23 protein-coding genes are annotated in these 20,310 nt (G+C 51.6%); 14 read left to right on the top strand and 9 right to left on the bottom strand.

What is annotated here, in order from left to right:
- Nucleotides 1-88 precede the first annotated feature (88 nt).
- Nucleotides 89-949, top strand: a complete 861-nt coding sequence (locus MVG27_RS07810) for a sulfide/dihydroorotate dehydrogenase-like FAD/NAD-binding protein (RefSeq protein WP_297556465.1) — start codon at nt 89-91, stop codon at nt 947-949.
- 1 nt (nt 950) lies between these two features.
- Nucleotides 951-2,399 (top strand): NADPH-dependent glutamate synthase, encoded by a 1,449-nt coding sequence (gene gltA, locus MVG27_RS07805; protein ID WP_297550432.1) that lies wholly within the window; start codon nt 951-953, stop codon nt 2,397-2,399.
- Between the two features lie 203 nt (nt 2,400-2,602).
- On the opposite strand, the gene MVG27_RS07800 is transcribed toward gltA, so the two are convergent.
- Nucleotides 2,603-2,941, bottom strand: coding sequence for a hypothetical protein (locus MVG27_RS07800; protein ID WP_297072837.1), 339 nt, complete (start codon nt 2,939-2,941; stop codon nt 2,603-2,605).
- 46 nt (nt 2,942-2,987) lie between these two features.
- Nucleotides 2,988-3,392: a glycine cleavage system protein GcvH gene (gene gcvH / locus MVG27_RS07795; protein WP_297467038.1), complete on the bottom strand. Its 405-nt coding sequence runs from the start codon at nt 3,390-3,392 to the stop codon at nt 2,988-2,990.
- A gap of 111 nt (nt 3,393-3,503) precedes the next feature.
- Here gcvH and MVG27_RS07790 point away from each other — a divergent pair, with 111 nt between their 5' ends.
- A complete protein-coding gene (locus MVG27_RS07790) occupies nt 3,504-4,631 on the top strand; it encodes a cation:proton antiporter (protein ID WP_297550433.1) in 1,128 nt (375 codons plus the stop codon).
- 68 nt (nt 4,632-4,699) lie between these two features.
- Nucleotides 4,700-5,173: an arginine decarboxylase, pyruvoyl-dependent gene (locus tag MVG27_RS07785; protein WP_297470389.1), complete on the top strand. Its 474-nt coding sequence runs from the start codon at nt 4,700-4,702 to the stop codon at nt 5,171-5,173.
- Here the strand turns inward: MVG27_RS07785 and MVG27_RS07780 are convergent.
- A complete protein-coding gene (locus MVG27_RS07780) occupies nt 5,167-5,640 on the bottom strand; it encodes a hypothetical protein (RefSeq protein WP_297550435.1) in 474 nt (157 codons plus the stop codon). The two genes, MVG27_RS07785 and MVG27_RS07780, sit on opposite strands and share 7 nt — an antisense overlap.
- A 93-nt stretch (nt 5,641-5,733) precedes the next feature.
- On the opposite strand from MVG27_RS07780, the gene speE reads away from it, so the two are divergent.
- Genes speE through MVG27_RS07755 form a run of 5 tightly spaced genes read left to right on the top strand, consistent with a single transcriptional unit; the run spans nt 5,734 to nt 9,170 of the window.
- Complete coding sequence (speE, locus tag MVG27_RS07775) at nt 5,734-6,576, top strand: polyamine aminopropyltransferase (protein WP_297550467.1); 843 nt, start codon at nt 5,734-5,736, stop codon at nt 6,574-6,576.
- Nucleotides 6,573-7,448: a lysylphosphatidylglycerol synthase domain-containing protein gene (locus MVG27_RS07770; protein ID WP_366078970.1), complete on the top strand. Its 876-nt coding sequence runs from the start codon at nt 6,573-6,575 to the stop codon at nt 7,446-7,448. Before speE ends, MVG27_RS07770 begins: the two co-directional genes overlap by 4 nt.
- A 46-nt stretch (nt 7,449-7,494) precedes the next feature.
- A complete protein-coding gene (locus MVG27_RS07765) occupies nt 7,495-8,190 on the top strand; it encodes a hypothetical protein (protein WP_297550438.1) in 696 nt (231 codons plus the stop codon).
- A complete protein-coding gene (locus MVG27_RS07760) occupies nt 8,168-8,980 on the top strand; it encodes a hypothetical protein (protein WP_297550439.1) in 813 nt (270 codons plus the stop codon). The genes MVG27_RS07765 and MVG27_RS07760 overlap by 23 nt, the downstream gene beginning before the upstream one ends.
- Nucleotides 8,981-9,026: 46 nt before the next feature.
- Complete coding sequence (locus MVG27_RS07755) at nt 9,027-9,170, top strand: C2H2-type zinc finger protein (protein ID WP_042691851.1); 144 nt, start codon at nt 9,027-9,029, stop codon at nt 9,168-9,170.
- 74 nt (nt 9,171-9,244) lie between these two features.
- Here the strand turns inward: MVG27_RS07755 and MVG27_RS07750 are convergent, their stop codons facing one another.
- Both MVG27_RS07750 and MVG27_RS07745 read right to left on the bottom strand, forming a co-directional pair.
- Nucleotides 9,245-10,216, bottom strand: a complete 972-nt coding sequence (locus MVG27_RS07750) for a cell wall-binding repeat-containing protein (RefSeq protein WP_297550471.1) — start codon at nt 10,214-10,216, stop codon at nt 9,245-9,247.
- A gap of 83 nt (nt 10,217-10,299) precedes the next feature.
- The gene (locus tag MVG27_RS07745) at nt 10,300-10,977 is read right to left on the bottom strand and encodes a metal-dependent hydrolase (RefSeq protein ID WP_297550473.1); all 678 of its coding nucleotides are present in this window, start codon (nt 10,975-10,977) and stop codon (nt 10,300-10,302) included.
- 165 nt (nt 10,978-11,142) lie between these two features.
- Here MVG27_RS07745 and MVG27_RS07740 point away from each other — a divergent pair, with 165 nt between their 5' ends.
- Genes MVG27_RS07740 through MVG27_RS07730 form a run of 3 tightly spaced genes read left to right on the top strand, consistent with a single transcriptional unit; the run spans nt 11,143 to nt 15,112 of the window.
- Entirely contained in the window at nt 11,143-12,519 is a 1,377-nt protein-coding gene (locus tag MVG27_RS07740; protein ID WP_297550475.1) for a CoA-binding protein, read from the top strand.
- A gap of 38 nt (nt 12,520-12,557) precedes the next feature.
- Nucleotides 12,558-14,501, top strand: coding sequence for an indolepyruvate ferredoxin oxidoreductase subunit alpha (iorA, locus tag MVG27_RS07735; protein WP_297550441.1), 1,944 nt, complete (start codon nt 12,558-12,560; stop codon nt 14,499-14,501).
- 2 nt (nt 14,502-14,503) lie between these two features.
- Complete coding sequence (locus MVG27_RS07730) at nt 14,504-15,112, top strand: indolepyruvate oxidoreductase subunit beta (protein ID WP_297550477.1); 609 nt, start codon at nt 14,504-14,506, stop codon at nt 15,110-15,112.
- A 33-nt stretch (nt 15,113-15,145) separates the two neighbouring features.
- Here the strand turns inward: MVG27_RS07730 and MVG27_RS07725 are convergent, their stop codons facing one another.
- The 3 genes from MVG27_RS07725 to MVG27_RS07715 all read right to left on the bottom strand — a co-directional run bounded on the left by MVG27_RS07725 (nt 15,146) and on the right by MVG27_RS07715 (nt 18,531).
- Nucleotides 15,146-16,147: a histone deacetylase family protein gene (locus MVG27_RS07725; protein WP_297550443.1), complete on the bottom strand. Its 1,002-nt coding sequence runs from the start codon at nt 16,145-16,147 to the stop codon at nt 15,146-15,148.
- 6 nt (nt 16,148-16,153) lie between these two features.
- A complete protein-coding gene (locus MVG27_RS07720) occupies nt 16,154-16,726 on the bottom strand; it encodes a TATA-box-binding protein (protein WP_042691874.1) in 573 nt (190 codons plus the stop codon).
- Nucleotides 16,727-16,827: 101 nt separating this feature from the next.
- Nucleotides 16,828-18,531, bottom strand: coding sequence for a DUF505 family protein (locus MVG27_RS07715; RefSeq protein ID WP_297550445.1), 1,704 nt, complete (start codon nt 18,529-18,531; stop codon nt 16,828-16,830).
- A 139-nt stretch (nt 18,532-18,670) separates the two neighbouring features.
- On the opposite strand from MVG27_RS07715, the gene MVG27_RS07710 reads away from it, so the two are divergent.
- On the top strand, nt 18,671-19,096 hold the full coding sequence (locus MVG27_RS07710; protein WP_297550447.1) for a DUF356 domain-containing protein: 426 nt from the start codon (nt 18,671-18,673) through the stop codon (nt 19,094-19,096).
- Between the two features lies 1 nt (nt 19,097).
- On the opposite strand, the gene MVG27_RS07705 is transcribed toward MVG27_RS07710, so the two are convergent.
- A complete protein-coding gene (locus MVG27_RS07705; RefSeq protein WP_297467662.1) occupies nt 19,098-19,631 on the bottom strand; it encodes a multiprotein bridging factor aMBF1 in 534 nt (177 codons plus the stop codon).
- 68 nt (nt 19,632-19,699) lie between these two features.
- Here MVG27_RS07705 and MVG27_RS07700 point away from each other — a divergent pair, with 68 nt between their 5' ends.
- Nucleotides 19,700-20,194 carry a GNAT family N-acetyltransferase gene (locus MVG27_RS07700; protein WP_297550449.1) on the top strand — a complete coding sequence of 165 codons (495 nt, stop codon included), beginning with the start codon at nt 19,700-19,702 and terminating at the stop codon, nt 20,192-20,194.
- The last annotated feature ends 116 nt before the right edge of the window (nt 20,195-20,310 follow it).

Here is a 20,310-nt window from a genome sequence, read left to right as displayed (position 1 = left end):
AACCTTTGGTTGAGCACATATTTATAAACACTAAGTGTTCTGAACATTTAGATGTCCAACTTTGAGCTCATGCACGGAGGTGTTCATCGTGTATCGGATACTCGAGAAGAAGAAAATCGCCCCGAAGCATGTTATGTACAGAATTGAAGCCCCCCATGTGGCCAAAAAGGTCCAGCCGGGTCAGTTCGTAATTGTTAGGGCCTTTCCAAACGGCGAAAGGATTCCCCTCACCCCCGTAATCTGGGACAGAGAAGAAGGTTGGATTGTCCTGATAACATTCATCCGCGGAAAGACGACGATGAGGATGGCCAACGAGCTCAAGCCGGGAGATGCGATACTCAACGTGGCAGGCCCGCTTGGAAACCCTGCGCCGATAGAGAAATTTGGTAGGGTTCTGGCCATTGGTCTAAGCGCCGGCATAGTTGAAGTTTTCCCGATAGCAAAAGCCCTCCAAGAGGCCGGAAACGACGTGACTGCCCTTCACGTCACGCCCAAGCCAATGGTCATTCTCAAGGATGAATTTGAGAAGGTCGTATCCAGGCACCTTGTTGAGGGCTTCGACATACAAGAGGGATGGGGTACGAAGGAGATAGTGGACGAAATAGCCAAGAGAGGAGCGGAGAGAGCTAGAAAACTCCTCAGTGAGGAACACTTTGACTTCATCCTCACCGTCGGCCCGGCCGGTGCTCAGAAGGCGGTCTTTGAGGTCGTTAAAGAATTCGGCATTCCAATGCACGCTGACCTTCACCCGATTATGGTTGACGGAACGGGCATGTGCGGTTCCTGCCGTGTTACCGTTGGGGGAGAAGTCAAGTTCGCCTGCATAGACGGACCCGGATTCGACGCTTACCAGGTCGACTGGGATGAGTTAATCCACAGGGTCGGCTTCTATACCGACATGGAAAGGCGGGCCCTTGAGGAGTACCTTAAGTCCCTGAGAGGTGAGTGAAATGGCCGTTAAGAGGAAACTCATCAAGGAGCGCGTTCCCACCCCCGAAAGGCCCCCTGAGGAGAGGATACACGACTTCAAAGAGGTCAACCTCGGCTACACCTTCGAGTTAGCTGTTAAAGAAGCCGAGCGCTGTTTGCAGTGTCCGGCTAACTACGCGCCCTGTATCAAGGGCTGTCCCGTTCACATCAACATTCCGGGCTTCATAAGCAAACTTGTCGAATACCGCGACGACCCGGACAGGGCTGTAAAGGAGGCCCTTCAAGTAATCTGGGCCTGCAATTCCCTTCCAGCCACAACGGGAAGGGTCTGCCCGCAGGAGGATCAGTGTGAGATGAACTGTGTCATGGGCAGGGTAGGTGACAAGATAAACATCGGCAAGCTTGAAAGGTTTGTGGCTGACTACGCCCGCGAGAAAGGCATAGATGAACAGCTCCTCTTTGAGATGGTGCCGAAGATAGAGAAGAAAGGGCAGAAAGTTGCCATCATCGGTGCCGGGCCCGCTGGCCTTACCGCCGCTGGCGAGTTAGCTAAGCTCGGCTACGACGTTACCATCTACGAGGCCCTCCACGAGCCCGGAGGAGTTTTGATGTACGGCATTCCAGAGTTCAGACTGCCGAAGAGCATCGTTGAGAGCGAGATTGACAAGCTCAGAAAGCTCGGCGTTAAAATCCTGACGGACCACATCGTCGGAAAGACCGTAACCATTAAAGAACTCCTCCAGGAGTACGATGCCGTCTTCATCGGTTCCGGTGCCGGAACGCCGAGGCTAATCAACGCGCCGGGCATAAACCTCAACGGGATTTACACCGCCAACGAGTTCCTCACCAGGGTCAACCTCATGAAGGCCTATCTGTTCCCTGAGTACGATACCCCCGTCAAGGTCGGAAAGCGCGTTATCGTTATAGGTGCCGGAAACACCGCGATGGACGCGGCTAGGAGTGCCAGGCGCTTCGGTGCCGAGGTAATCATAGCCTACCGCCGTGGCGAAGAGGATGTCTCAGCGAGGGAGGAGGAAGTTGAGCACGCCAAGGAAGAGGGCATAAAGTTCGAGTACTTCATTACCCCTGTAGAGTTCATAGGCGACGAGAACGGCAACGTTAAAGCTGTAAAGTTCGAGAAGATGAAACCACTCGATGAGAGGGACGCGAGAGGAAAGAGGAAGATAGTCGGAACTGGCGAGTACGTGACGATAGAGGCCGACACGGTAATCATAGCCATCGGAAAGCACCCGAACAGGCTCATTATCAACACGCCCGGCCTTAAGGTCGAGCGCGGTAAAATAGTCGTCGACGAGAACCTCATGACCAGCATTCCAGGAGTCTTCGCCGGTGGCGACGCTATAAGGGGCGAGGCGACTGTTATTTTGGCTATGGGTGACGGAAGGCGCGCTGCCAAGGCAATCCACGAGTACCTCACGAAGAAGAGGGAAGGAAAGGCGAACGCTTAGGGTTTTCCATTTCCTTATACTTTCCCTCGAGATTAGTGACAGTCTCGCAATTCAAACGGCAATGACGAACCTCACGGTAGCTGAAACGTGATGAGGGGTATACTGACGGAGCCGTCAGGTTTTTATCCCTTCTCTAAAAAGAGATAATGAGCAATGACGACCTCTAGGGTATCTGACGAAATGATGAAAGAATGGAGCCGAGCTCACTCCTCTATCTCTTCAATCTCCTCGAGGATTTCCTCGAACTTCTTGAAGTCCTCGGTCTGAGCCAGGAGAGTTATGAAGTCGTCGATTTCCTTCTTCTCAAGGAACGCTCCAGCCAGAAGCTTCCCGGTGTAGCGGTTGTTCTTAATCTCCCAGAACATGTAGAACTCCGGGAAGTTCTCCTTAATCTTCCTGTAGGCAACCCCGTACTTGGAATCCTTGAGGGGGTTCTGCTCGAGGTAGAAGTGCCCGGGCTCGAGCTCTATCATGTGGAGAATCGCTCCTCTCCTGGTTTTGACGAGCTTTACCTTGACATCCCACTCCTTCAGAACCTTCATGGCAAACACCCAGAGAGAATAGGAGAGAAAAGTATTAAAGCCTTGCTCAGAGGCTCTCAAGATACTTGGCGTAGGCTTCCGCGTCCATAAGTTCTTTGAGTTCTTCCTCAAGGTTGCTCGGCTTGAGTTTGGCAATCCAGTGCTCGTAGGGGTCTTCGTTGAGTAGCTCGGGTGAATCCTCGAGTTCCTCGTTGACCTCAACGACTTCACCGCTGACGGGGGCGTAGACCTCGGAAACGGCCTTAACGCTCTCGAGCTCACAGAGAACGTCGCCCTTGTTGAGCTCTTTCCCGACCTCGGGGAGTTCGACATAAGCGAGATCACCAAGTTCCTTCTGGGCATAGTCGCTTATGCCAACTAAAACCGTCCCGTCCTCAAGAACCTGAACCCACTCGTGGTCCTTGGTGTAGTAGAGGCCCTCCTTGACCCTGTATTCACCGACCTCAATCATGAACATCACCGCTCGATGTAACAGGTTTGAGCATTTAAACCTTTCTCGAAATGGAAACGCTTATATCGTGCCAGGCACAGAATTTAGGGGACTCTAAGGCGGGGTGAGGGAATGCAGATAATAGGCTACGTCCTCATAATAATTGCATTTGGAAGATTCCTCGCAGAGCTCTTCGAAAGGCTTGGTTACCCGGGAATAGTGGGCGAGATAACAGCGGGTTTAATCCTTGGCTACGTTTTAACCAACGTTCCCGCCGAGGAAATGAACCTTCTCGCTGAATTTGGAATTTTCTTCCTTATGATTTCTGCAGGCTTAGAGATAACACCGGAAGAGCTCCACATGGGCGGGAGAAAGGCCCTTCCCGTTTACCTCGTCACGCTGGGGGTCATGCTACTCGTCACCCTGCCCTTTACGGGGTATAGAATTGGAACCGGCAACATGCTGGCGGCTTCAATACTTGCAGTAGCGAGCGCTCCGATAGTGGTAAGGCTGAAACGCTTCTTCGGTGAGGATTACCTCCACGTGGCACTATCATACGCGATAATCAGCGAGGTGGCAATACTTATCCTAGTCTACGTCCTAGCAAACTTCAAAGGTGCCGAGAGTACTGCAAACCTCTTGGTAACTGTAGCGAAACAGGTCATTTTCATAGGCGGAGTTCTCTACATCAACTATAAGATTGGAATTCAGCACAAGGTCTGGCTCATAACCCAGCTGAGGAAGCTGAAAAGCGATGAAGCCGTCTTCGGCCTCTTCATGGTCTTCGCCGCAATGCTAGGATTCATAAGCGAGGAAGTTGGAATGCACTTCACAATCGGTGGTTTTCTAGCTGGGCTCATCCTCCATAGCGATTTGGTGGGCACGAAGCAGTACGAGAGGCTGGAAACCATACTCAGCGGTGTAACGAGTGGAATATTTGCGCCAATTTTCTTCGCCTGGCGTGGTATGAACTTCAGGGCGGAAATAACCCTTATGGTCCTCTACGGGTTCTTCGTTGTCTACATTATCCGCTTCCTCCTCACTGTAATCCTCGAGTGGGACGGAAAGCCTGTGAGTTCCCTCGCGAAGGCCACTGGATTAGTCAGTTTTGGAATCCTCGGACTGCTCGTTGCTGACCTCGGCAACAGCTATGGCGTTCTGACCGGCGAGCTATATTCGATAACTGCCTTCACCTCCGTCGCGGGAATATTCCTCTCGGCAACCATTGGGAGAATTTTGACTGCGGTGAAAAACGAATGAATTTTGGGCAAGGTTTATAAGCTCGAAGCTAAGCGGTGGAGTGATTAAAGAGCTTTAAGGTGGTGAGAATGAGCTGGACGACACCCAAGAGGGCTTTCCTTGGAGCGGCCACCGCCGAAGGTGGAACAAAGCTCAACGCCTTTGACAACGCACTCCTCAAACTGGGCATAGGCAACGTTAACCTTGTCAAGCTCAGTAGTGTCATTCCCGCACACATCGAGTGGATGGACAAAGTCCACGACGTTCCGATTGGAATGCTCCTTCCAACCGTCTATGCCCACATCGAGAGCGATGAGCCTGGAATGACCATCAGCGCCGCTTTGGGAGTTGGCATCAGTAAGAACAACGAGGGCGGTTTGATATATGAATACGCCGGCTACTGCACCAAGGAAGAGGCTGAGAGGATAGTCAGGAAGATGGTCGAAGAAGGCTTCGCCAACAGGGGCTGGGAACTGGCGGAATTCAAGGTCGCGAGCGCCGAAATCACCGTTAAGGACAGGCCAGCGGCGGCAATAGCCGTCGTTGTCATGTTCCCCTACTGAACCCTTTTCTTTTCAACCAGCGTGAACTCATTTTCCCCTGTTCTTTGGAAGACCATCGCGTATCGAATTCTACCCTTAGTAGCCCAGACTTCAATTATCGAGTCGCCAGTCATCCACAGGACTTCAAAGCCAAGCTTTCTAAGGGACTCACTCAAGGGACCTTCAAGCCTTATTCCGGGAATCAGGAGCTTGGGGACACCTTTTCCCTGGAGAAAACGCCAGAGAGAAACAAACAATGCCCTTGGACTGTCCTCATCAGCAGGAAAGACAAAGAAAAGCACCCCATCATCGAGAAAACGCTCTAAACGATAGTCATCGAAAAAGGCCACGTTAATGTCAACGTCTAACTTGGGGTTAGCGTTTATTTCACCAACTATGTGGGGTATCCCATTATCGTCTCGCGTTATTTCACTCCACAGAGTAGATATCCTTTGAGCAAGCCTTTTTCTAAGTTCCGTCTCAGACATCAATACCAACTCTCAGAGGGGCCTTAATAACTTTGCCCCGTGAAAACCCATAGATTTAAAACTCAAAAGATAAGCTAACCTCAGGTGAGGTTTATGGGATACAGCGAGGAAGAGAGAGCATTCATCGAGTGGTATCCCCGGGGCTACGGCGTTGGATTCAAAGTCAAGGAGAGGCTCTTTGAGACCCAGACGAAATACCAGAGGCTCGAACTCTACGAAACTGAGGGCTTCGGTAAACTCCTCGTTCTCGATGGCACGGTTCAGCTCGTCGAGATCGGTGAGGAGAGCTACCATGAAGTTCTAGTTCATCCGGTAATGCTCGCGCATCCGAACCCGAAGAGAGTCCTCATCATAGGCGGCGGTGACGGAGGAACGCTGAGGGAAGTTCTCAGACACGACGTCGAAAAGGTCACGATGGTCGAGATAGACGAGATGGTAGTAGAGGTCTCGAGGATTTACCTCGGAATTGACAGGGGAGCCTTCGAGGACCCAAGGGCTGAGCTGATAATTGGAGACGGCGTGAAATACCTGAGGGAAAGCGGAGAGCGCTTTGATGCCATAATCGTTGATTCAACCGACCCCGTTGGGCCAGCCAAGTTGCTTTTCTCGGAGGATTTCTACAGAACGGCCTACGAGAAGCTCAACGACCCTGGAATATACATCACCCAGGCGGGGAGTGTTTATCTCTTCACCAACGAGCTCCTTGATGCATACAGGGCCATGAAGAAGGTCTTCGACAGGGTCTACTACTTCAGCTTCCCTGTGATAGGCTACGCTTCACCCTGGGCCTTCCTCGTTGGGGTTAAGGGGGGGATAGACTTCAGGAAGGTTGACATTAGCAGGGCCCCCAAGGAGCTCTATTACTACGACCCCGAGAGGCACGAGACCCTCTTCCAGATGCCAAAATACGTGAGAGAACTCCTTGAGAAGGAGTGAAGAAAGTGGACAGGAGAAAATTTGGAGCACTGTTACTTACTGTGGCCATAACATCGTACTTAATTCACAAAGTTTATTCAGAAGCATCAAAGACACACTTGAGTTTATCCTCTCTGTTATCCCCCTACTTTCTGACGGCGGTAGCCACTGGTTTTGTAGGGTACATACTCTACACAACTCTCTGGTATATCTACGTCCACCATGCCTCAAGGGTCTCGTTTAGGAGGACTTTTTTAGCAACGCTCTCTGGAACTTATCTGGGGTTCTCACTCAACACAGCGGTTGGTATTTTAGTAAAAGTCAAGTTGCTCGGAACTGATTACTGGTATACCATGGGTGTCGGATTACTAGCGATAGCAACTGAATTTCTTTCAGGATTGCTTCTCGTGTCAGCAATAGGAAAAAACCCAGTTGCGTTCGCTCTTGCATTACTACTATTTACGACAATTGTTTTTGATGAAGCCACATACCGAGCCCTTTATCCAGCGTTCCAAAAACTCAAGCGAACTCAAACTTTTGAAAAGATATATTCAGGCTGGCACAGAGCAAGGGGGGACATAAAGACTGTAATTTTAGGGGTATTCGTAGGAATTCTGCTCGCGCTGACCAACTCAACGACCCTCTACCTAACGGCCAGAACCTTTGGGATTCACGAGAACTATATCAGCTTCCTTGAGGCGATTCTGTACTCAAACTTCCTCGGAGGTATCCTTGGAACCCCAGGCGGAATAGGGGCAAACGAGCTTGGTATTACACTCGCTATAGGAGACAGTCCAACGGCAATAGTCGTTGCATTTCTCTACAAGTTCATAACCCAGTATGCCTACGCTCTCATAGGTGCAATAGCCTTCTACCGCATGGTGACCGAGTAAAAACTAATTAAGTATCAACCCCAACGTGGAATAATCGGTGGGAGATATGAAAGAAGAAGTCTTTGATGAAATCAACCGCAGGATAAAACGCCTTCAGGCAGAGATCGAGATAGCCGAGGAGAACCTGAGAAGAATAGAAGAACTCGGTGGTAGGGCAAAGGGCCCCAAGGTTAAGGATTACTCACCCTATTATCTCGCGGGGATGCTACTGTGGTTCACCATTGGCCTTGTTGTAATAGTTTTCATCTCAAAAAGGTCACCCTCTGGAGTTACAATACCCACTGGTCTCTACGCCATGATGATAGTTGCCTTCAGCGTGCCCCTAATCTACTACCTCATGACCCGGAAAAAGAAGGAAGAACCGGAAAGGGACTTTCTGGAGAGGGAGAGGATGGCTAGACTGGTTCTCAAGGCCTTCTATGAGCCCCTGAAGAGGGCCGTTGAAAGCGATGACAGGAAAGCTTTGGAAACCCTGGCGGATGAACTTTTGAACAACCCCTCACTGGCGAGCGCAATAGAGCGTCTCGGTGAGGGAAATCCGAAGTTGATGGCCTACGGGCTGTTGCTATACGCGAGGTTTGAGGAAAATCTTGTGGAGGAGGTAAGGGAGACAATCGCGAGACTGCACAACAAACCCGTGAAGGCACTTCTCACGACACTGCTGGATTTGTCAAGGAAAGGTTATAACGTCAAAGGGGTTTCAGATACTGGGGAAGAAGATGAGGTTCGAGGTGCTAACTAAAGAAGACATGAACGCCCTGTCAAGGGAGCTCAGCAGGGCGGGAATAATGAACAGAACCCAGGAGGAAACCCGGGCGGAGATTGAACACTACGTCGTAATAAGGGGAACCTATGCAGAACTCGTGGAAGTTGCATCGAACGTTCCGGCCATCGGGGAGGAGCTTGAGGCCGTTAAACTGGCCTACGATGAACTCATTGAAGACTGGGAGCCAGGAGAAACAAAGGAACTGGGGACTCTCTTCGAGGAGCCGGATTTGCCAAAGCTCTCGGTTGTGAGTGCTTTGATTGAGGCGAACGCCATCGAGGAAACCGAGGGAGGCTTCCTCCTAAGGGAAAAACTTCCATTAGACACGCTCATCCTGGAACTCCGCTTCCCGGTGGAGGAAATCGGTGAGGAACTGGAAGAGCTTGAGGAAAAGCTCAGCGCGACGCTCGTAACTGAATACACCCTCGAAAAGCATTATTACGTCGAAGTTCTTGAGGTTGAGAGGGAGCTCATTGAGACAGCCCTTGAAATTGCAGAGGGTTACGCAACGGAGGAAAGCTATGTTGAAGCGATGTTCGATGGGATAGCCCGCTCTGTTCTGGCGGAAAAGATACTTGAGCTAGCTGAGAAGTACAGGAGGAAGAACGAGCTCATTGAGGCAATCATGGAGCTTGAGCCCATAACCGTCGAGGGCAGAAACGAGAGGATAAACATATACTACGACGAAGATGCCATAGAGGACTTTCTCAAAACACTCCAAACACTCGGCTACCTCAAGGTCAAGGGCAACAGGATATGGATTTAGCAAAGTTTAAAAGACAGAATTAAAAATCCGCTCGGGGGTGGAGGAGATGGCGGTGCTGAAGGCCATAAAGATTAAGGACAGGGACGGGGAGATACTCTTCCGTTGTCCCAGGTGTGGAATGGTCTTCCGCGATGCCAAGGCCTTCACAAGGCACGTGAACAGGGCCCACGGCCATCTCTTCCGCAAGTGATTTCCTTCTTTTCTTGCGGGATGAAGAAACAGCCAGGACCCTGAAGAATGATGAGCGGAGGGCTTAGCCGACCGCTACTCGCGCATGACTATCTCTTTGGTCAGCCTGACTATGAACGTCTTTCCAACCTTTTCTCTCTCGACCAGCTGTTTCTTCTCGAGTTCTTGGATTATTCTGCTTATCGTCGGCCTTGAATAGCCGGTAAGTTCAGGTAACTCCTCCTGCTTTACCGTCCCACCTTTATCGAGGATTGCCTTCACTACTATCCGCTCCTTTTCAGTTAAGACCTCAATAGGAACCCTGTTTGCTGACCACTTCTTCTTGGCATAGTAGAGGGAAGCCGGAATCGCTATTGCGAGGGTGATTATCACGGCACCGATAACGAGGGTCCAGTTGGTTTTTGTTTGGGGCGTAGTCGTTGGAATTGATATTGTAATCGTCTCCCTAACCCAATATGTTCGATAACCTAGAGCCTGAAGTTCATGCTCGATGTTCTTGGACATGCCCGCGCCGATGAGAACCACTTGTCGTGGGTGAAGTTTTTTTAGACCCTCAATCACTGACTTCGAGAGATTATTGGGATTTGTTAAAAGAAGGGGATTGTTGTATGTCATCGCCCACCTAGCGGCAGCTAAAGCCGAACCATAATCGCTGGCACTTGCGAGAACAACGGTGTCAGCGCCGTTGGGATAGAACTCCTCGGCGAGCTTAACAGAGGTGTCCACCCTAGTTGCTCCGCCTATTCTGGTCACCTGGAACCCAAGGCTGATTAACTGTTCCTGTACTTTCTGGCTAATCGCCTTGTAGTCACCTATCACAAGCACTTTGTACCAGCCGAACTGCTCGTAGCTCTGGAGCTGAGCAAGAGTTGCTGTATCAAGCTCGTTGGGGTTAACTGGAAGTATCGGAATTCCAAGAAGTTTTGAGTATGGAATGGCAACTATGTAATCAATCAGATTGTCGTTTCTAACTATTATTAGATCATAGGGAGAACTCTCGTTTGGTGTTTGAGCCAAAACTATATGAGAAATCGAAAAGATGAACATCATAGCCAATACGAAACCAAGAATTCTCCATCTACTCATTTCACCACCTAAGAGGGAAATAAAAGAAGTTCTTAAAAGGTTTTTCAAAGCTCAAGCTCCTCGCCGGGCTTGAGGATTACCACCTCTGCCCTGTCCCCAACGAGCTTCTTGAACTCCTCTGGGTCCGCTGAAATCGGTGGCCATGTGTTGTAGTGCATCGGCACGACTTTCTTTGGTTTGAGTAGCTCAACTGCCTTTGCCGCTTCCCTCGGCCCCATCGTAAAGTGCCCGCCTATCGGGAGCAAAGCCACGTCAATCGGCCCATAAAGCTCGCTGAAGAGGCCCATGTCGAGGAAAACAAAGGTGTCCCCGGCGTGGTAGATTGTTTTTCCATCGAGCTTGACTATGAAGCCGGAGGCGTTGCCTATGCTATATTTGCCATCACTGCTCGAGTGCCAGGCCGGAACCTGAACGATTCCAACCCCGTCTATCTCCGTTGGCCCGTAGTTCATGCCTATAGTCTCGACCTCGCCGTTGGCCTGCTCGTTGATGTAGTTCGCTATATCGTACATAGCGACTATCTTCGCGCCGGTTCTCTTGGCAATCTCTATGGCATCTCCAATGTGGTCACCGTGGGCGTGGGTGACCAGAATAAGGTCGGCTTCGAGTTCTTCTGGCTTTACAGCGGCCTGCGGGTTTCCGCTGAGGAATGGGTCTATCAGGATTTTCTTGCTTCCCTCGATGTAAAAAGCTGCGTGTCCCAGAAAGCGAACCTTCACCATTCCCACCACCTCCGGAATTAAAATAACCGGAGCTTACTTAAATCTTTCGATGCCAAAAAACGCCCATTCATGAACGTAAATTACTCAACAATGCTCCAAAATTCTCCGATGCTCCCTTTGGGAAAGCTTATATACGATTCGGCCCAGATTTTAACGGTGAGGTTTATGACTCTCGACTACTTCTTCAGGCCGGAGGGGATAGCAGTTATCGGAGCATCAAACGACCCGCTGAAGCTCGGTTATGAAGTTTTTAAAAACCTGAAAAAATACAAGGAAGGCAAAGTTTACCCAGTCAACGTCAAGGACGAGGTCGTTCAGGGTGTTAAAGCATATAAAAGCGTGAAAGACATTCCAGACAAGGTTGACCTCGCCATAATAGTTGTTCCAAAGAAGTTTGTCAAGCAAACACTCATCGACTGTGGAGAGAAAGGTGTCAAAGGGGCAGTCATCATAACAGCTGGTTTCGGTGAAACCGGCGAGGAAGGCAAGAAAGAGGAGCGCGAGCTGGTAGAGATTGCCCATAAGTATGGGATGAGGCTTATCGGCCCGAACTGTGTCGGCGTTATGAACACCCACAACGACATGAACGCGACTTTCATAATGGATGCAAGAAAGGGCGACATAGCCTTCGTGAGCCAGAGCGGAGCTTTAGGGGCGGGAATTGTTTACAAGACCGTCAAGGAGGGGATAGGTTTCTCCAAGTTCGTTAGCGTTGGCAACATGGCAGACCTAGACTTTGCTGACTTCATGGAGTATTTGGCCGACACAGAGGAGGACAAGGCAATAGCACTCTACATAGAGGGAATAAAGGACGGAAGAAAATTCATTGAAGTTGCCAAGCGCGTCACCAAGAAGAAGCCCGTCATAGCTCTCAAAGCGGGAAGAAGCGAGAGCGGGGCAAGGGCCGCTTCAAGTCACACAGGCTCTTTAGCGGGAAGCTGGAAGATTTATGAAGCGGCTTTCAAGCAGAGTGGCGTTCTCGTAGCTGAGACCATAGACGACATGCTCAGCATGGCCAGGGCCTTTACACAGCCATTGCCTAGAGGCAGGCGCGTCGCGATAATGACGAACGCAGGCGGTCCAGGCGTTCTCACCGCGGACCAGATTGATAAGAGAGGGTTAAAGCTGGCAGACCTTGAGGAAAAGACGATAGAGGAACTGCGCTCCTTCCTCCCGCCGATGGCGGCAGTTAAGAACCCTGTTGATATGATAGCCTCCGCGAGGGGAGAGGACTACTACAGGACGGCGAAGGCCCTGCTTCAGGATAAAAACGTTGACATGCTCATAAGCATCTGCGTCGTCCCGACCTTCGCGGGAATGACTCCCACGGAGCACGCCGAGGGAGTTATCAAGGCTGTGAAAGAGGTGAACAACGGAAAACCAGTTCTGGCACTTTTCATGGCCGGTTACGTCAGCGAGAAGGCCAAGGAACTGCTCGAGGCCAACGGAATCCCGAGCTATGAAAGGCCAGAGGATGTGGCCGCTGGGGCCTACGCCCTCGTTCAACAGGCGAAGAATGCCGGTGTTTTGAAGGAAGATTGATTTTCATTTTTCATCACTCAGAATTAGGAGGTGTGTAAATGGCGAAGGTTACAGATATAGTGTTGTGGGACAAGCCAGGGGAGAGAGTTCTCCTCCTTGGGAATCAAGCCATAGCACGCGGTGCTTTAGAGGGCAACATAGCAGTTTTTGCCGCCTATCCTGGAACGCCGAGTTCAGAACTTACCGACACGATGGCAATGGTTGCCAAAAAGGCCGGCGTTTACATGGAATACTCGACCAACGAAAAGGTTGCATTTGAGACGGCCCTTTCCGCGGCTTGGAGCGGTCTCAGGGCCATGACGGCAATGAAGCACGTTGGATTAAACGTTGCCATGGACAGTTTCATGACAGCAACATACATGGGAGTCAACGGCGGACTGATAGTTATGGTAGCAGATGATCCGAGCATGTGGAGCAGTCAGAACGAGCAGGACACAAGGGCAATAGCCAAAAGCGCAGGGATTCCTGTCCTAGAACCTTCAAGCGTTCAGGAAGCAAAGGATATGGTAAAGTATGCCTTTGAGGTAAGCGAGAAGTACGGCCAGATGATAATACTCAGAACAACAACGAGGAGCTCCCATATGCGTGGCGACGTCGTTCTGGGCGAACTGCCGGAGGAGATAAAACAGGCAAAGAGGAAGTTCGGGAACTTCGAGAAGAACCCGGAGAGATACGTCGATATACCGGCTTTCCAGAGGAAGAAGCACCCATGGTTGCTCGAGACTCTCGAGAAGTTCCGTGAAGAATTTAATGAGAGCCCATTCAACTGGATTGAAGGCGATGAAAACGCCAAGGTCGGTATAATCGCCCCGGGTCTCAGCTATGCATACGTTAAGGAGGCCCTGGCGTGGCTCGGCGTTGACAATGTCAAGATACTCAAGCTCGGAACGCCCTTCCCGGTTCCCTACGGCCTGCTCGAGAAGTTCCTTGATGGCCTCGAGAAAGTTCTCATCGTTGAAGAGCTTGAACCAGTTGTTGAGGAGCAGGTCAAGACCTGGGCCTATGATAAAGGTCTGAGGATTCCGATTCACGGCAAAGACCTCGTTCCGCGCGTTTACGAGATGACTACGAGGAGGGCTGTAATAGCTATAGCCAAGTTCCTTGGAATGGAAACGCCGATAGACTTTGAGGAGATAGACAGGAAGTACGAAAAGGTCTCGAAGATGGTTCCACCGAGGCCGCCGAGCCTCTGTCCGGCCTGTCCGCATAGGAACACCTTCTACGCGATTAGGCGCGCCGCAACTCCAAAGGCAATATTCCCCAGCGACATAGGCTGTTATACCCTCGGTGTTTTACCGCCACTCAAGACCGTCGACACAACAATAGCAATGGGTGGTTCTATAGGAATGGCTCACGGTCTTGATGTTGCCCTTAACGGCGTTCCAGGCGAGGAAGAGAGGAAGACCGGTAAAGAGAAGAAAATAATAGTCGCCACCATAGGTGATTCGACGTTCTTCCACACAGGCCTACCTGCCTTGGCTAATGCAATCTACAACCGCTCCAACGTGGTCATAGTTGTCCTCGACAACCTCGTCACGGCAATGACCGGCGACCAGCCCAACCCCGGAACCGGAGACACTCCTCACGGACCGGGCAAGAGGATACTTATAGAGAAAGTCGCCAAGGCAATGGGAGCGGACTTCGTTAAGGTTGTAGACCCATACGACATAAAGGCAACTGAGCGGGCAATAAAGGAAGCTCTAGCCGTTGACGGCGTAAGCGTTGTCGTTGCCAGACAGCCCTGTGCGCTATACAGGATAGGTCAGATGAGGAGGAAGGGAGAGAAGTGGCCAATCTACCATGTCATCGAAGACAAGTGTACCGGGTGTAAGATTTGTATCAACGCCTACGGCTGTCCTGCAATCTACTGGGACGCAGAGAAGAAGAAAGCTAAGATAGACCCAACGATGTGCTGGGGCTGTGGCGGCTGTGCGCAGGTCTGTCCCTTTGATGCCTTCGAGCCTCTTGAGGGGGGTGAGTGAAAATGAGGGAATACAACATAGTTATCACCGGCGTTGGCGGTCAGGGAATCCTCACCGCGGCGAACCTGCTCGGCTGGGCGGCTTTGAGGGCCGGCTACAAGGTTCGCGTTGGAGAAGTTCACGGAATGAGCCAGCGTTTCGGTTCGGTCATAGCCTACGTTCGCTTTGGCGAAGATGTTTATGGCGCGATGGTCCCAGAGGGAAAAGCCGACGTAATACTGTCCTTCGAGCCTGTCGAGGCCCTGCGCTACATCAATTATCTCAAAAAGGGTGGTCTGGTTTTCACTAACGCTCGCCCAATTCCACCTGTCCAAGTCTCCATGGGGCTCGCCACTTATCCGAGTTTAGAGGAAATCAAAAAAATAATCGAGGAGGACTTCGAGGGCAAGTTCATGGCCTTCGACGCTGAAAAGCTAGCCATGGAAGCCGGGAACATAGTCACTACCAACGTCGTCCTTATCGGAGCACTGACCCAGACGCCAGGCTTCCCTCTCTCGGCCGAGCACGTGAGAGAAGTTATCCGCGTAAGCGTTCCGCCGAAGACTATAGATGTGAACATGAAGGCCTTCGATTTGGGTGTCAAGGCCGCGAAGGAGATGCTGGGGCTTTGAAGCCTTACATTTTTCTTTTTGCCTGCTTATAAGTCAGAACTCCCACCACTCCGACTGTATCTCCTTCACCCTCGCCACGGTTCTCAGGGTCTCGTAGGACGGACTTACGGGAACTTCCCGAATTTCCCCGCTGAGGTAGCCCCTGATGAAAGCTGGCAGGCCTTTATCGAGACCAACGGAGTAGCCACCCTCGAAGATTACCGCCAGCGGGTAGCGTGAGAGCGTTGAGCCGGCGTAGGCGAAGAAGAGTTCGCTAAGACGAAGGGTCGTCAGGTTTTCACCGAGGAAACCGTCGAAGCCAGCCGATACAATGACAAGCTCCGGCTTGAGCTGGGCTAGAACGGGTAAAACAACCTCGCTCCAGGCGTAGATGAAGTCGTCATCGCCTGCATAATGGGGCATGGGCAGGTTGATTTTTGTGCCCTCGGCCCCTTTTCCGCCGACTTCGTGCTCATAACCGCTCCAGGGGTAGATGTCCCGCTCGTGAAGGTCTATGTGGACGGCATTTTTATCGTCCCAGAGTATCTCTTGAGTCCCGTTACCGTGGTGGGCATCGAAGTCTATGACGAGAACCTTTCCGGTGAGCTCTTCGGCGACTTTGGCGGCGTAGGCTGAGTTGTTGAAGATGCAGAAGCCCAGCGTCGGTGCGTTGAATGCCCTACCGGATTTTCCGGCGTGGTGGCCCGGTGGTCTGACGAGGGCAAGGTATATGCCCCTATACTTCAAGGCCAGCTCAACTGCCAAGCGGGAAGCACCGAAGGCGAGGAGAGAGGCCTCCCATGTGCCGGGAGAGACGTACGTGTCCGGGTCGAGGTAGGAAAACGATTGACTTTTCTCCCTCACGAGCTCCACGTATTCCTTCGAGTGAACCCTTAGGAGTTCTTCCTCCGGGACCGGAACCGGTTCAACGGGCTTCCACAGGTTCAACCGCTGGAGAACCTTTACGGCCCTCAACAGCCTCTCCGGATTCTCCGGATGATAGTTCTCGGGCCTGTGTTCGAGGAAGACAGGAGAGTAGATAACGGAGAAGGCCAAGAGGCCTCACCACTCCTCCTCTTCCTCGATTAGACCGTACTTCTCCAGCTCGCGGAGGAGCTTTCTGACGGCCTCCCAGGCGTCGTGCTCACTCTTGGCCCCGGAACAGACGATTTTACCGGAGGAGAAGAGCAGTATGACGGCCCTCGGTTCCTTGACGCGGTAGATAACTCCCGGAAACTGCTCGGGCTCGTACTCACAGTTCGGAAGGCTCAGCGCAACCGCGTCAAGGTTGAACTCCATGCCGATGTCACCGCTGAAGACCATGTTCTGTATGTCAATCTGAGGCGCGCGGTGGAACTTCGCTCCAATCTTCTTGAGCATCTGGATGAGCTTGTTAACGGCCCTTTCTATGTCCTCAACGCTCTTGGCCCCGGTGACGACGAGCTTCCCGGAGCTGAAAATAAGCAGGGCAACCTTGGGTTCATCGAAGCGACAGATGATTCCGGGGAACTCCTCCGGGTTGTACTTGGAGTTGGGGCAGATTTCAATCACTTTCTCAAGGTTCAGTTCCGTAAAGAGGTCAACAGAAGCGACGATGTTCTCAATCCTGAGCTTTACATTGCTCATGTCCACCAAGGTTTACACCTCCGAATGGTGGGTTTAAAAACCCTTTTATAAATGAGGGAATCGCTTTTTAAAGCTTTATGCTCAAAATGGAACATTGAAGAAGAGAAAATTCAAAGGTAGGCCTCAACGAGAACCCTACCTGCTTCTGTCAAGCTCTTGCTTCCGAGGAAGCCAAGCTCGCGGAGCATCGTTAAAGCCTTCTTTATCTCGTCGTCGCTCAGGCTGAGGTGTTTCCTGATGACGTCAACTTCCTCCATCTTGTAGCCCTTGACTTCACCTTTCTCCTTCCAGATTCTGTTGAAGGTCTCCAGGTTCTCGTAGATGACTCTGAGCACGTTGTAGAGCGTTGGCGTGACGCTGAACTTGACCTTCAGGATCTCCTGGAGCTTCGCGTTCTCCAACGCTGTCTTGACCTTATCTCCGAGCTCCGTGAGCTTCACCATGCCGTTCTGGAGCTCGACGACGAAGCCCTTAGCCTCGGCCTCTCCTATAGCCCTGGTGATTTCCTTCTCGTCGCCACCCACGTAGTTCTGGACGAGCTCAACAAGCTCATCCCTGTGGATGTACTTCTTCCTCGGCGTTTTGGCGAGTATCGCGACATCGTACTTGGTGAGGAAGGGCTTTCTCTCAATAGACCTGCTGAGCCTCAGGTAAAACCTTCCCTTGTCTGTAACGCCGGCCTTTACGACGCCCTCCTCCTGGGCCTTTATAACCCACTCCGCTATCGGCACGTCACCGCTCTCGCTGTAGGTTACCGCCTTCATGGCATCGGGGCTGACTGTTCCGAAGTTTATCGCTTCCCTGCCCCACTCGGTGAGCCAGTAGGTGTCCTTGTTTTTGACGAGCCTTCTCTCAACGAGCTCCTTGCTCTCGAGGAGGTGAAGCACCGCGCCAAGATCCTCGATTTCAACCCTCTTTCCAATCTCCTTCTCGGTGGGCAGAACGTCTGGGTTGGTTTCGTACTTCTTCTCTATCTCCTGAATTGCCTTGAGGACGCTCAGCTCATCCTCGAGTAGGTAAATCGGGAGAACCTTTTCCTCAACTTTTCCCATCGCCTCGTAGGTCTCCATCATGGCCTTTCCAAACTCGGTCGTTCCCTTCTCGTCGCTGAGGCCCATGCTCTCGAGTTCGGTGTTGCTCCTTCCGGCCTTAAGGGCCTCGAAGTCCTCCTTCCTGAGGACTATCGCCCTGGCGAAAACCGGAATCATGCTTAGAGCTTTAAGTGCGAGCCTCGCCGCCGGGGTCGTTGTGAAGGCCCTGCCCTTCTCGGTTGGCGGTGAAATCAGGAGCAGGCGCATGGCTTGTAGGGCGTTGACGATGTTATCGCCGTAGAGCCTTGAGTTCTTGAAGGTAACGAGCTCATCGAGGGTTCCGAGCTTGGGCATTCCCCTCAGGAACGAGGCTATCTCCGGGGTTAAGTAGACAACCGGGTGGGTCTCGCGGTAGAGCTGGAGGAGGGCCCTCCCAAATTCCGTAAGGCCGTTCTCATCGGCGAGCTTTCTCTCCTTGAGCTTTTCGAGCCAGCTTTCGGGTATCTTCCCGGTCTCCTCAAGGAGTTCGAGCATCTTCATAATCTCGGTGTCCGCTATAACGTCCGGCAGTTCCTCAAGGTTGAGTGAATCGCTAATCTCGAGGAGCTTCCTTCCGGCATCGGTGAGCTTAATCTTTCCACCATCGAGCTCGGCAAATCCGAGTATGTAGAGCTCTATAGCCCTTATCTGGAACTCCTCCGGCAGTTTGGCCTCAATCTCGGCCTGACTTTCGGTCTTCTTCATCTCCCTGAGTATCTCAAGGTGCCTCTTCTTCAGATACATTCTATCACCCCTCCTTCTCCTCAGCTCCTCCCTTAAAAAGGCTCCGAGGTTTTTAGAAACGCAAAGTTTTTAAAACTTTCGGTAACTAAAATCGGCGAACCTTTAAAAGGTTACCCGCTGAGGTTAGGGTGGTGAGACCATGAGAAACACGATAGTTTTAGTACGAGCCGACAACTTTCAGAAGGCAAGTGTAGCTTTAGCTGATCTCGTGAGATATGGAGGAATGAAGATTCGCGGTGACCCGAGGATAATTCCCCCCGCTCTGTCCGACTGGGCCTTTGAGAAAATCAGCGGTGAGAAGCCGAGGAAGAAGTTTAAAGCCCACGTCGTTGCCCAGATAGACCTGCCCCCACGGAAAGCCATCGGAAGGCTTATGGACATTCATCCGCCGGCCCACGTTCTCGTTATCCCACCCGATACAGAAGTCTGGGAGGAGCTCATGCGCCTCTGGGGAACCTTTGAAAAGCTCCGTGGTTTTCACCCGCCGAAGAGGACAAAGGCCGAAGAAGTGAGAAGAAAAGCCGAGAAGAAAAGGAGGGAAGACTGGGAGATTGAAGAGGTTTAGCTTACTTCTTCCTCTTCCTAATCCTGATGTTGGCTATATCGCCGAGAGTGGGCTCGTAGTCCTTTGGAATTGTCTTTTTCTCCTCAAACTCTTCCTCAACGCGTTCTATGAGAGTAATCTTGAAATACTTCTCAAGCTTTTTAGCTTCCTTTATAGTCGGCTCGCGGTAACCGTGGGCTATGGCACGAAGGTCGTTGACGGAAAGCCCGATTTCATGAGATAACTCCTCGTAGCTTTTGCCACTCTTCTGTATAGCTTTATAAACTCTCTCTGCAAAGTCCTCAACGATTTCCTCGGTGTAGAGGGGCCTCTCGCGGTAGGGTTTTGGTTCCCTCCTTGGCCTGGGAGCCGGAGCGGGCCTTCTCCTCGGTTCCCTTCTCGTGGGCATTATGCTGAATCCGGACTTCTTCCTACCGTACTTCTCATAACAGCGGTCGCAGACGAGAACTTCGGCACCTTCAAGCCTTATCCTGTGGCCGGGGCCTTTTATTGGAGCTCCACATATCTCGCAGTAGCGGGGCTTGGCCTTGCTCATAGCTACCACCTTTTCACCTCTCAAACCTCGGAGTCATGCTTTTTAAACCCCACCCCTACCTTAAACCGATGGCGGAAGTAAGAATAGAGAAGCTAAAGGAACTCGACCAGGAAACGCTTGAGAGGCTGATAGAGATTTACATGAACGCCTACGAGGGTATGCGCGAATACGGCGGTGAGGGGGAGAGCTACGCCAAGAGATACCTAAGGTGGTGCTGGAGCAAGGCCAGAGACGGCTTTTTTGTTGCAAAAATCGGCGACAGGATAGTCGGCTTCATAGTCTGCGACGACGATTGGTACAGCAAGTACGAGGGTAAAACTGTGGGCGCAATCCACGAGTTCGCGGTGGATAGAGAGTATCAGGGACATGGGATAGGGAGGAAACTCATGGAGAAGTGCCTGGAGTATCTAAAGGGCAAGGACGTCGAGCTCTGGGTCGGCGAAAAAAACGAGAGGGCCAAGAGATTTTACGAGGAGTACGGATTCCGGGAAGTCGGAAAGCACGGTATATGGGTGAGGATGGTTAGGCGAACCGAAAGCCAGATAAAGTCCAAGGAGAAGTAACCTTTATTGGTGGTTACCATGCCGTGCATTCAGCCGGCCAATCCAGACAGGGTGAGGGAAATGAAAGAGGAGAGCTTCATCAAGGAAGGGAAGGGAAAGCTCAGGGTCACGATTGA

It is taken from the genome of Thermococcus sp. (genome assembly GCF_027011145.1).
GTDB lineage: Archaea > Methanobacteriota_B > Thermococci > Thermococcales > Thermococcaceae > Thermococcus.
Note: the sequence above shows the minus strand (reverse complement) of the source record. Positions and strands in the feature narration are given on the sequence as shown.

Coding starts and splice junctions, on each gene's coding strand:
- gltA (WP_297550432.1), top strand. CDS start 951: ATGGCCGTTAAGAGGAAACTCATCAAGGAGCGCGTTCCCACCCCCGAA.
- MVG27_RS07800 (WP_297072837.1), bottom strand. CDS start 2,941: ATGAAGGTTCTGAAGGAGTGGGATGTCAAGGTAAAGCTCGTCAAAACC.
- gcvH (WP_297467038.1), bottom strand. CDS start 3,392: ATGATTGAGGTCGGTGAATACAGGGTCAAGGAGGGCCTCTACTACACC.
- MVG27_RS07790 (WP_297550433.1), top strand. CDS start 3,504: ATGCAGATAATAGGCTACGTCCTCATAATAATTGCATTTGGAAGATTC.
- MVG27_RS07785 (WP_297470389.1), top strand. CDS start 4,700: ATGAGCTGGACGACACCCAAGAGGGCTTTCCTTGGAGCGGCCACCGCC.
- MVG27_RS07780 (WP_297550435.1), bottom strand. CDS start 5,640: ATGTCTGAGACGGAACTTAGAAAAAGGCTTGCTCAAAGGATATCTACT.
- speE (WP_297550467.1), top strand. CDS start 5,734: ATGGGATACAGCGAGGAAGAGAGAGCATTCATCGAGTGGTATCCCCGG.
- MVG27_RS07765 (WP_297550438.1), top strand. CDS start 7,495: ATGAAAGAAGAAGTCTTTGATGAAATCAACCGCAGGATAAAACGCCTT.
- MVG27_RS07760 (WP_297550439.1), top strand. CDS start 8,168: ATGAGGTTCGAGGTGCTAACTAAAGAAGACATGAACGCCCTGTCAAGG.
- MVG27_RS07755 (WP_042691851.1), top strand. CDS start 9,027: ATGGCGGTGCTGAAGGCCATAAAGATTAAGGACAGGGACGGGGAGATA.
- MVG27_RS07750 (WP_297550471.1), bottom strand. CDS start 10,216: ATGTTCATCTTTTCGATTTCTCATATAGTTTTGGCTCAAACACCAAAC.
- MVG27_RS07745 (WP_297550473.1), bottom strand. CDS start 10,977: ATGGTGAAGGTTCGCTTTCTGGGACACGCAGCTTTTTACATCGAGGGA.
- MVG27_RS07740 (WP_297550475.1), top strand. CDS start 11,143: ATGACTCTCGACTACTTCTTCAGGCCGGAGGGGATAGCAGTTATCGGA.
- iorA (WP_297550441.1), top strand. CDS start 12,558: ATGGCGAAGGTTACAGATATAGTGTTGTGGGACAAGCCAGGGGAGAGA.
- MVG27_RS07730 (WP_297550477.1), top strand. CDS start 14,504: ATGAGGGAATACAACATAGTTATCACCGGCGTTGGCGGTCAGGGAATC.
- MVG27_RS07715 (WP_297550445.1), bottom strand. CDS start 18,531: ATGTATCTGAAGAAGAGGCACCTTGAGATACTCAGGGAGATGAAGAAG.
- MVG27_RS07710 (WP_297550447.1), top strand. CDS start 18,671: ATGAGAAACACGATAGTTTTAGTACGAGCCGACAACTTTCAGAAGGCA.
- MVG27_RS07705 (WP_297467662.1), bottom strand. CDS start 19,631: ATGAGCAAGGCCAAGCCCCGCTACTGCGAGATATGTGGAGCTCCAATA.
- MVG27_RS07700 (WP_297550449.1), top strand. CDS start 19,700: ATGGCGGAAGTAAGAATAGAGAAGCTAAAGGAACTCGACCAGGAAACG.